We start from the raw sequence: 1,331 nt of genomic DNA, 5'->3' as shown, positions 1-1,331 counted from the left end.
ATCTTCCCTTTTACGGTACCAGGGCTTCCGAGATATTTCAGCTTCTCGCCCACTTTGACTTGAAGCGAATCTTCGACGGATTTATGCAGCGGGATTACGTCGCCTATGGTTAAACCTAAGAAATCTCGGATTGAAATTTCAGACGATCCCAACTCTGCAATGAGAGGTAACTTGGTTTTCTCCAAGCGTGATTGAAGTGCTTCCACTTCTTCAGGAGCTCTCGTCTTCTTCTGGGAAACAAACCAGTGATGTACAGAAAGTCGAGGCATAATTGGTTCAATAACAACATGAGGAATACATAAGTTGATCATACCTGTTGTATCCCCGATTTTGGTGCTCAGCGATATTAATGCAATCGTTTCATTGGGAGAAACAATTTGCATAAACTGCGGATTCGTTTCTAGTGCCTCTAAGCGAGGTTGTATATCAATTACTGTTTTCCATGCTTCTTGCAAGCTATCAAATGCTCTACTGAAAATGCGTTCCATGACGATCGTTTCAATCTCGGTTAATGCATTAATTTTGGTTGGCGTTGTGCCTGCTCCGCCTAGTAATCGATCCAACATGGCAAAAGCAACATTGGGATGAACCTCAAGCACCATTCGACCCTCTAAAGGCTCTGCTTCAAAGATGTTCAAAATGGTCATTTTCGGGATCGAACGAATAAATTCATCATAAGGCAATTGTTCAACCTGGACTACACTAATTTGAACGAACGTACGCAATTGAGCTGAGAAATATGTCGTTAAAAATCGCGCAAAATTTTCATGAATCCGGGTTAAGCTACGAATATGATCTTTCGAGAAACGTACTGCTCTCTTGAAATCATATGCCCTTACCTTCTTCTGAGTATCCTCCTTCTTAAGCTCATCTGCATCCATTTCGCCAGAGGACAAAGCAGCCAACAAGGCATCGATCTCATTTTGCGATAAAACATCAACCATTCGAGTCACCTCCTTTAAGCAAAATCATTTACGAGTTACTGCAGTACTTTATCAGTTATCCAAATTTGTTTGATTTTACCTTCATGCAGCAATGGGTTTAGTTTGTTCATTATTGTGGAAGTTAAACTATCTGAACCTTTGCTTCCTTCGATTTGTTCTTTCGTCATATCACCCAAAATCTGCACAATGGTTCCTTTGACAGCAGAATCAAGCAAACTATCAAATTCAGCCTTAGCCTTTGAATTTTCCATTTCAAACGCGAAGCTAATCTTAATGAAATTCTGACTGCCCGATAAATTTGTTAAAATATCTTTGATGTTGGAAGTGTTCGCTTTAACAGTTTCTGCTGATGGAGCTTTCGTCGGTTTCACACTTGCAACAGCATCC

General features: G+C 40.5%; 2 protein-coding genes. Both read right to left on the bottom strand.

The annotated features are described in order from the left end of the window. On the bottom strand, positions 1–944 hold a 944-nt coding region (gene fliM, locus AC1DVJ_RS30985), incomplete at its 3' end, for a flagellar motor switch protein FliM (protein ID WP_477596776.1). Positions 945–979: 35 nt separating this feature from the next. After that, the coding region (locus AC1DVJ_RS30980; protein ID WP_477596774.1) for a flagellar basal body-associated FliL family protein at positions 980–1,331 on the bottom strand (352 nt) is incomplete at its 5' end.

The organism is Paenibacillus sp. P4_A9 (assembly GCF_056402415.1).
This window is presented reverse-complemented; position numbering and strand designations above follow the sequence as displayed.